This is a genomic window from Pseudomonas folii (assembly GCF_014357575.1).
Lineage (GTDB): Bacteria > Pseudomonadota > Gammaproteobacteria > Pseudomonadales > Pseudomonadaceae > Aquipseudomonas > Aquipseudomonas folii.
The window spans coordinates 1-8,872 of the sequence record NZ_JACONW010000190.1 but is presented as its reverse complement, the minus strand read 5'-3'; the positions used below and the strand labels follow the sequence as shown (position 1 = coordinate 8,872).

Sequence of the window (8,872 nt, the reverse complement as noted above, 5' to 3'; positions counted from 1 at the left end):
GGCAATAAATGCCTCAGGACAGGAAGCTGGCGCTGACTCACCCATCCAGCAAATGCTCCAACAATAGCCCCGCCGCGCTCGACAGCCCTGCACGCGACCGGACGCAAACCATCAACTCCCGCTCTGCCCACGGCTCATTGAGCACAACCGTTCGCACACCTTCCAGCCTGTAGATCCCGACGCTGCCCTGCGGCAGGATGCCAATACCGACGCCCGCCTGAACCATCAGGCAGAGCGCGTCGTAGCTGGACACTTCCATGCGAATTTTCAGCGAGCGGCCTACATCGTTGGCGGCTTTGATCAACTGGAAATTCAGATGAGTACCGCTGCGCAGCGCTACGTAAGGATGATCGAGGGTTTCACTGAACGTGACGCTCTCCCGACTGGCCAGTGGATGGGTGTCGGGCACCAGCAATACCAGCCGATCCTTACGAAACGGGAAGACTTCAACATCGGTACCATGGGGCAAGCGGGTAAAAATACCGATATCCGCGCGATTCTCGGCCACGGCTTTGGTGATGGCCAGGCTTTCCTTTTCTTCAAGCTTGATATCGATCAGCGGATTCATATCCATGAACGACTTGATCAGCCCCGGCATGAACTGGCTGATGGCCGAAATGTTGGCCAGCACATGCACCGAGCCGCGTCGGCCATGGCCGTATTCGCGCATTTGCACGACGATTTCATTGAGATTGTTCAGGGCACTGCGGGCCATATACAGCAGGGAAATGCCCGCCGCTGTCGGCGTAACGCCCTTGTTGCTGCGCACCAGCAAGGGTGCGTCGAGCAACTCCTCCAGCTCACTGAGCCGCTTGCTGACCGCCGCCGCGGCAATATGCTCGCGCTCGGCGGCGGCAGCGATGGTGCCTTCTTCGATAACACTGACGAACAGGCGCAGCGAAACAGGATCGAGCTTCATGGTAAGTACCGGACGTGAAGTCCGGTCATAGTACGCGCTCAATCAGACTCTCAGAACGCACCCGACAACAGATGACCGGCGTTTGGCACTTTAGCTTCCAGGCCCAGGGTTTTCAGGATCTGATAAACAGTAGCGACCGAAGCGGACAACACGGGTTTGTCGAGACGATCCTGCACGACCTGAATCGCGGGCAATGACGGCATCTGCACGCAGCATGACAACACCACGCCATCCGCCTGACCGATATTCAAACGATCAGCATGCGCCACCAGGTTCATCGGATCGAGACGTCCCACCGCCAGATTGTCGGCCACCTCCAGGCTGATGGAGTCCGTCACTTCGATCCCTGCCGCTTCGATGTAATCGATCACTTGTTGCGTCAGTGGCTTCATATACGGCGTGATGATGGCGACTTTTTTGTAGCCGAGCACGTTCAGGCTGTCGATCAGCGCGCCTGCCGAACTCAGCACCGGGGTTGGCGCTTCGTTACCGGCAACCACGTTGCCAAGGCGTTCCTGAGACACTTTGTGATAACCCGCGCCTTGGCACATGATCGCCACCAGACAGGCGTAAGCCATGACGTCTACGCGCGCATCGCTCAGTTCCAGCGCGCAACGGTCACTGTCGACGTCCATCTTTTTCAGCTCTTCCGGGCTGACCTTCATCATGCGCATACGCGCCGAATGAAAGGTGAAGTGCTCTTCGGGGAACAGCGAGTAACGCGAAGTCAGCATCGCCGGAATTTCGGTTTCCATCGTGGTGTTGGAGCTGGGGACGATTTGCCCGATACGGAAATTTTTCATTGTTCTGCCCTCGACAAAGCAAACGATCCGAAGATCACAGACTTGCGATGCTAGAAGCGCTTTCCAGGCGCGTACATCAGGCATTGATGAGGTCGCCCTCGCGGTTGGCGTTGGCGACCTGACGGATGAGCGGTGTGACAAACCGCCGTTTATCCGGTTCGAACAGCTATTTTGAGGGCCGCCCAATTTGCCCAGAAGCCCTCGCTCTGCTAGTGTCGCGCCGGTTTAACCTCTACCGGAATAGCCCCCATGGCCCGCAAGAAAGCTGCACTGGATTTCGAACAATCACTCGCTGATCTGCAAACGCTGGTAGAGCGTCTGGAGAACGGCGAGCTGTCGTTGGAAGACTCGCTGACTGCCTTCGAGCAAGGTATTCGCCTGACCCGCGACTGCCAGGGCGCGCTGGCGCAAGCCGAACAGAAGGTTCAGGTGCTGCTGGAACGCGACGGCGAATTGGCCGAAGAGCCATTCGACGCGGAACAGCCTGAATGATCGCGACTTATCAGGCACTGAGTCAGACCCGCGTCAACGCGGCGCTGGAAGGTCTGTTTGCAGCACCTGCTCCAGAATTGACCCGCCTGTACGCCGCCATGCGCTATAGCGTGATGAACGGCGGTAAACGCGTGCGCCCGCTGCTGGCCTACGCCGCCTGCGAAGCGCTGGGCGGTAACGCTGAAGACGCCAACGGCGCAGCCTGCGCAGTTGAACTGATCCACGCGTATTCGCTGGTTCATGACGATTTACCGGCAATGGACGATGACGATCTGCGTCGCGGCCAGCCAACGACTCACAAAGCGTTCGACGAAGCCTGCGCGATTCTGGCCGGTGATGGCCTGCAAAGCCTGGCCTTCACCGCCCTGCTCGACCCAAGCCTGACCTCCCGAGACGCCGAAGCCCGCCTGCAAATGGTCAGTGCCTTGGCATTGGCGGCTGGCCCTGCCGGTATGGTTGGCGGTCAGGCCATCGACCTCGGTTCGGTAGGCCTCAAGCTGGATCAGGCTGCACTGGAATTCATGCACCGGCACAAGACCGGCGCGCTGATCGAAGCCAGCGTAAAGCTCGGCGCACTGGCCAGCGGTAATGCCGATCAGGCCCGGCTCGCTGCGTTGCAAGTCTATGCCAGGGCCGTTGGTCTGGCATTCCAGGTGCAGGACGACATCCTCGACGTTGAAAGCGATACCGAAACCCTCGGTAAACGCCAAGGCGCAGACATCGCCCGCGACAAGCCAACTTACCCGGCGCTGCTGGGCCTGGAACCTGCCCGGCTCTATGCCTTGCAACTGCGTGACCAGGCCATCGACGCCCTGCGACCTTTCGACGCGTCGGCTGATCCGTTGCGTGAACTGGCTCGTTTCATCGTCGAACGCCGCAACTGATCCCGATTACACGACTGCAAATATCCCGAACCGGCCGTGTCTGGCCGGGTCAGAGACTTGTGTTTGACAGGTTTGCCTGCGCATCAAAGGCTGCACTTCATGGGCAGCATGCGATGCATCAGGTAAACTGCCGCCTCTTTTACTTATAACGATTCGCCTGATGCCCACGACGTTTAAAGAGATTCCCCGCGTGCGCCCTACCACGCCGCTGCTCGACCGCGCTGAAACGCCGGACGGCTTGCGTCGCCTGGGCGAAGCCGAGCTGGAAGACCTGGCCGATGAACTGCGCCTGGAGCTCCTCTATTCCGTTGGCCAGACCGGCGGGCACTTCGGTGCCGGGCTCGGTGTTATCGAGCTGACCATCGCCCTCCATTATGTCTTCGATACCCCAGACGACCGTTTGGTCTGGGACGTGGGTCATCAAGCGTATCCGCACAAGATCCTTACCGGTCGTCGTCAGCGCATGAACACCCTGCGCCAGAAAGACGGAGTTGCCGCTTTCCCGCGTCGCAGCGAGAGCGAGTACGACACCTTTGGCGTTGGTCACTCCAGCACATCGATCAGTGCAGCGCTGGGCATGGCCATTGCCGCCCGCCTGCAAGGCAGCGACCGCAAGTCCATCGCCGTGATCGGTGATGGCGCGTTGACCGCTGGCATGGCGTTCGAAGCGCTGAACCACGCGCCTGAAGTCGCCGCCAACATGCTCGTCATCCTCAACGACAACGACATGTCGATCTCGCGCAACGTGGGCGGGTTGTCGAATTATCTGGCCAAGATCCTATCCAGCCGCACTTACAGCAGCATGCGTGAGGGCAGCAAAAAGGTTCTGTCGCGTTTGCCAGGTGCGTGGGAAATTGCCCGCCGCACCGAGGAATACGCGAAAGGCATGCTGGTTCCCGGCACCCTGTTCGAAGAACTGGGCTGGAACTACATCGGTCCTATCGACGGCCACGACCTGCCAACCCTGATTGCAACGCTGCGCAACATGCGTGACCTTAAAGGTCCGCAATTCCTGCATGTTGTGACCAAGAAAGGCAAAGGCTTCGCACCTGCTGAAGTCGACCCGATCGGCTACCACGCCATCACCAAACTGGAGCCACTCAATGCCCCAGCCGCTGCCCCGAAAAAGGCCAGCGGACCGAAGTATTCCGGTGTGTTTGGTCAGTGGATCTGCGACATGGCCGATGCTGATTCACGTCTGGTGGGTATTACCCCGGCGATGAAGGAAGGCTCGGACATGGTCGAGTTCAGCGAGCGCTTCCCTGAGCGCTACTTCGACGTGGCGATTGCCGAGCAGCACGCTGTGACGCTGGCTGCAGGCATGGCCTGTGAAGGCTCAAAGCCGGTTGTCGCGATCTACTCCACCTTCCTGCAACGCGGCTATGACCAGTTGGTGCATGACGTGGCGGTGCAGAACCTCGACGTTCTGTTCGCCATTGATCGCGCAGGTCTGGTGGGCGAAGACGGCCCGACCCACGCGGGCAGCTTCGATCTGTCGTACCTGCGTTGCATCCCCGGCATCGTGGTCATGACGCCGAGCGACGAAAACGAACTGCGCTCGATGCTCAGCACCGGTTATCTGCATAACGGCCCCGCCGCTGTGCGCTACCCGCGTGGCACCGGGCCGAATGCAGTCATCGAGAGCGGCCTCGCACCTATCGAGATTGGCAAAGGCATTGTTCGCCGTAATGGTCAGGGCGTTGCCATTCTGGTGTTTGGCGTGCAATTGGCTGACGCGCTGAGAGTGGCGGAAAAGATCGATGCGACCGTGATCGACATGCGCTTCGTCAAGCCGATTGATGAAGCGCTGATCCGCGATGCAGCCGCCAACCATGAGTTGCTGGTGACCGTCGAAGAAAACGCCATCATGGGCGGTGCCGGTGCTGCCGTCAGCGAGTTCCTGGCACGGGAAAATATCCTCAAATCCGTACTGCATCTCGGCTTGCCGGACGTCTACGTCGAACACGCCAAGCCTGCGCAAATGCTGGCCGAGTGTGGATTGGATGAGGCGGGTATTGAAGCGGCGATCAACGAGCGACTGATGTTGATTGGCTGATCGTTGAAAGCATCAAAAAGAAAGGCGCTCATTGAGCGCCTTTTTTGTGCAGTTTGGTTGATGACTGGCAGCGGATGGCACTGTGTCCCTGACAATGCTCTGTCGCTAAGCAAACACGGCCCTGTAGGAGTGAGCTTGCTCGCGATTCGATTTTTCTGTTTATGAATCATTGACTGGCCTGACGCTATCGCGAGCAAGCTCACTCCTACAGGGGTATGCAGACTATGCGTCCCCTGACATTGCGCTGTCGCGCAGCAAACACGGATCTGTAGCAGCGCGAGGCCGCGATGGCGGCTTGTCTGATACACCGCCATCGCTGGCCTCGTAACCTCGGTGAGCCCCCACAGAAAATGTGCGCGTCTTTACGCTAAACCGCTGTCTGTAACGCCTCGATATCACCTGAAACAATCACCTGCAGATTCCGGGTAATTTTCTCTATTGGCCAGTCCCACCAGGCAATGGCCAAAAGTCGCTCGCTGACTTCAGCGGGGAAGCGGTGTTTCAGGACTTTGGCCGGGTTGCCGCCGACGACGCTGTACGCCGGGACATCTGCGACCACAACCGAACGCGCAGAGATGATCGCCCCGTCGCCGATCTTCACACCGGGCATGACCAGCACGTCGTACCCCATCCAGACATCGTTACCCACCACGGTATCGCCTTTGTAGGGCAAGTCACCCGGCTCAGGCATTACCTTCTCCCAGCCGTTGCCGAAGATCTGAAACGGATACGTCGAGATGCCACTCAGCTTGTGATTGGCACCGTTCATGATGAATTTAGTGCCCCGCGCCAGTGCGCAGAATTTGCCGATGATCAGTTTGTCGCCAATGAACGGGAAGTGATAAAGGACGTTGCGCTCGAAGTTTTCCGAGTCTTCGGGATCATCGTAGTAGGTGTAGTCGCCAACGATGATGTTTGGATTGCTCACGGTGTTTTTAATGAAACACACCTGCGGAAAGCCATTCATTGGGTGGGGATTTTTCGGGTCGGGTCCGTTCATGGAAAGCTCCTTTTTATGCAGTGACTCCGTCCGTAGGACCGGCTTTAGCCGGGAGCGCATTGTTTCTGGCGAAAGAGATTTGAAGGATGTGCCAAAGCCCTCCCGGCTAAAGGCGGTCCTACGGATAGTGTTCAGTCAGGAATTACAGGATGCCTTTCAAACCAGTTGCCGCGGTATCCGGTAGAGATACGGCAGCACCACACTGGAAGACGCCAAAAGCAACCCAACGACGAAAACAGGCATCGTCAGCACGGGGAGAATGGCGTCTTTGCCATCGAACGCGCCGCTGATCACAAACAGCGGCGCCAGGGTCAACACCCGTTGCCACCACCACGCGAGAGCGAAGCGGCGTCTGGTGTTTTACGCCTCAAGCGCGATCTGCTTCACCCTGATGTTCGTTGCCCATCATGTGGCCGAGCTTGCCAGCCTTGGTCGCCAGATAGAGTTTGTTATGCGGGTTATGGCCGGTGTGCAGCGGTACACGCTCGGCAACGTTGATGCCCATCTCGGTCAAGGCTTTGACCTTGCGCGGGTTATTGGTCATCAAGCGCAGCGCGTCGACACCCAGGTGCTGCAGCATCGGCAGGCAAATGGCGTAGTCGCGTTGGTCAGCGGCAAAACCCAGACGCTCGTTGGCTTCAACGGTATCAGCGCCGCCATCCTGCAGTTCATAAGCGCGGACCTTGTTCAGCAGACCAATGCCCCGGCCTTCCTGACGCAAGTACAGCAAAACACCACGACCTTCAGAAGCGATGGCACGCAAGGCGGCTTCGAGCTGGGAGCCGCAATCGCAACGCTGACTGAACAGCGCGTCGCCGGTCAGGCATTCGGAATGGACGCGCCCCAGCACTGGGGCGCCATCGGATACGTCGCCCAGACTCAACACAAGATGTTCGCGACCGGTCGCATGCTCAAGAAAGCCATGCATGGTGAATTCGGCAAAAGGGGTAGGCAGCTTGGAAGCGGCTACAAATACGACGGGCACCGTGTGCTCCTGATCAGTATGGGACTGGAAATTCGCAAGGCACGCATTGTAGCAGCACGCCTCGGCAGACGCTTATGCCGAATTGTCGACCATACAGATCGGGAAGTTAGATTGATGCTTTATAGATCGCCGGTAGGAGCGAACTTGTTCGCGAGGCATTTTTTTCAGAAAATCCCGCCTCGCGAACAAGTTCGCTCCTACCCAGAGAGGTGCATCTCAATCTAGATCCACGCCCAAACCCACACAATCCCCTGCATCGCAGCCCAGGCGAATACGCCCGCCAGCACGTCATCGAGCATGATCCCGACGCCGCCGTGCACCTTGCGGTCAATCCAGTGAATCGGCCATGGCTTGAGAATGTCGAAAAAGCGGAACACCAGGAAACCCACCAGCAGCCAGACCCAACCCTCGGGCACCAGCCACAAGGTGATCCACATGCCGACCATTTCGTCCCAGACGATGCCTTCGTGATCGTGTACGCCCAGATCATCCGCAACTTTGCCGCACAACCAGAAGCCGAACAACATGGTGATGCCGAGCATCAGCCAGTAGCCCCAGTCCGGAAGCATTTGCCACAGCGGGATGAACGGCACGGCAACCATGGAGCCCCAGGTGCCCGGTGCTTTGGGCAGCGTGCCGGAACCGAAACCGAATGCCAGGAAGTGCCACGGATTGGTCCAGACCGAAGGTGGAACGAATTCCGCCGGGACCTGCTTTGGATGATCTGTCACGGTGTCTCCCGAAAATGTTGGTAGCCGCGTGCCAGGACAGGAATGTCGTGACCCTTGGTGTCGATCAGCGCGACGCCTTCGCCCGCCTCGACTCGCCCGATGACATGGATGGGCAATCCTTCGTCGAGCAAATCCTGTAAGTGTTCAGGCGGCAACGTGAACGCCAGCAAATAATCATCACCACCACTCAACGCTGCCTCTGTTGCGCCTTGCTGACCGATGAAGGCCAGTAAATGCTCGGACATCGGCAGTTTTTCCTGCTCTACCAACAGCCGGACTTTAGATGCTAGCGCGATATGTCCGCAGTCGGCCAACAGGCCGTCGGAGATATCCAGAGCAGCGCTGGCCTTGCCGCGTAGCGCACGACCCAGTGCAAATTGCGGTTGTGGCGACCAGTACCGCGCCAGCAAAGCCTCTGCGGTAGACGCCTCAGTAGTACGCTGGTTCAACACAAGGGGCAATGCACCTGCCGCATCGCCCAACGGTCCCCCGACGCACAGCAGATCGCCCGGCCGGGCGCCGCTGCGAGTCAACGCCTGACCAGCTGGCACCCGGCCGAATACTGTAACCGTCAGGCTCAATGGCCCACGAGTCGTATCGCCGCCCACCAGTTGCAAGCCGCAACCCTGCGCCATGAGGTTCAGGCCTTGGGCGAAAGCCTGTAGCCAAGTGGCAGACACTTCAGGAAGGGTTAACGCGAGGGTAAATGCAACGGGCGTGGCGCCCATGGCAGCAAGATCACTGGCCGACACGCCAAGCGCACGCTGGCCGAGCAGGAACGGATCGCAGACGTCAGGGAAATGCACGCCGCTGACCAGCGTATCGGTAGAGATTGCCAACTGCTCACCGGGCGGTAGCGTCAGCAAAGCGCAGTCATCACCAATCCCCAGCGCCACACCTTCACCCGCTTGCGCACAAGGCGCAGCGGCGAAGTAATTGCGGATCAGCTCAAACTCGCCCATCAGGATCTCGTTGTTGTGCTATTAGCCTGTGTAACGAAGA

At 58.7% G+C, this 8,872-nt stretch carries 9 protein-coding genes and 1 pseudogene; 3 read left to right on the top strand and 7 right to left on the bottom strand.

The features are described 5' to 3' along the window. Positions 1-37 precede the first annotated feature (37 nt). A complete protein-coding gene (locus H8S59_RS24385; RefSeq protein ID WP_095100510.1) occupies positions 38-919 on the bottom strand; it encodes a LysR family transcriptional regulator in 882 nt (293 codons plus the stop codon). A gap of 50 nt (positions 920-969) precedes the next feature. Continuing rightward, positions 970-1,722, bottom strand: a complete 753-nt coding sequence (locus H8S59_RS24380) for a maleate cis-trans isomerase family protein (protein WP_122807375.1) — start codon at positions 1,720-1,722, stop codon at positions 970-972. A 249-nt stretch (positions 1,723-1,971) separates the two neighbouring features. Between H8S59_RS24380 and H8S59_RS24375 the strand changes: the two genes are divergently transcribed. The 3 genes from H8S59_RS24375 to dxs all read left to right on the top strand — a co-directional run bounded on the left by H8S59_RS24375 (position 1,972) and on the right by dxs (position 5,154). Then, the gene (locus H8S59_RS24375) at positions 1,972-2,214 is read left to right on the top strand and encodes an exodeoxyribonuclease VII small subunit (protein WP_020289635.1); all 243 of its coding nucleotides are present in this window, start codon (positions 1,972-1,974) and stop codon (positions 2,212-2,214) included. Beyond that, on the top strand, positions 2,211-3,098 hold the full coding sequence (locus H8S59_RS24370) for a polyprenyl synthetase family protein (protein WP_187523078.1): 888 nt from the start codon (positions 2,211-2,213) through the stop codon (positions 3,096-3,098). Before H8S59_RS24375 ends, H8S59_RS24370 begins: the two co-directional genes overlap by 4 nt. A 160-nt stretch (positions 3,099-3,258) precedes the next feature. Continuing rightward, complete coding sequence (dxs, locus tag H8S59_RS24365) at positions 3,259-5,154, top strand: 1-deoxy-D-xylulose-5-phosphate synthase (RefSeq protein WP_187523077.1); 1,896 nt, start codon at positions 3,259-3,261, stop codon at positions 5,152-5,154. 367 nt (positions 5,155-5,521) lie between these two features. On the opposite strand, the gene H8S59_RS24360 is transcribed toward dxs, so the two are convergent. From H8S59_RS24360 to thiL, 5 genes and pseudogenes are all read right to left on the bottom strand, one after another. Then, entirely contained in the window at positions 5,522-6,154 is a 633-nt protein-coding gene (locus H8S59_RS24360) for a Vat family streptogramin A O-acetyltransferase (protein ID WP_187523076.1), read from the bottom strand. A 156-nt stretch (positions 6,155-6,310) separates the two neighbouring features. Continuing rightward, positions 6,311-6,508 (bottom strand): annotated as a pseudogene (locus tag H8S59_RS24355) (MFS transporter); the annotation flags it as partial. Positions 6,509-6,521: 13 nt separating this feature from the next. Further along, complete coding sequence (gene ribA, locus H8S59_RS24350; RefSeq protein ID WP_087267523.1) at positions 6,522-7,139, bottom strand: GTP cyclohydrolase II; 618 nt, start codon at positions 7,137-7,139, stop codon at positions 6,522-6,524. A gap of 221 nt (positions 7,140-7,360) precedes the next feature. After that, entirely contained in the window at positions 7,361-7,870 is a 510-nt protein-coding gene (locus H8S59_RS24345; RefSeq protein WP_027901910.1) for a phosphatidylglycerophosphatase A family protein, read from the bottom strand. Then, on the bottom strand, positions 7,867-8,832 hold the full coding sequence (gene thiL, locus H8S59_RS24340) for a thiamine-phosphate kinase (protein ID WP_187523074.1): 966 nt from the start codon (positions 8,830-8,832) through the stop codon (positions 7,867-7,869). Before thiL ends, H8S59_RS24345 begins: the two co-directional genes overlap by 4 nt. Positions 8,833-8,872 lie beyond the last annotated feature (40 nt).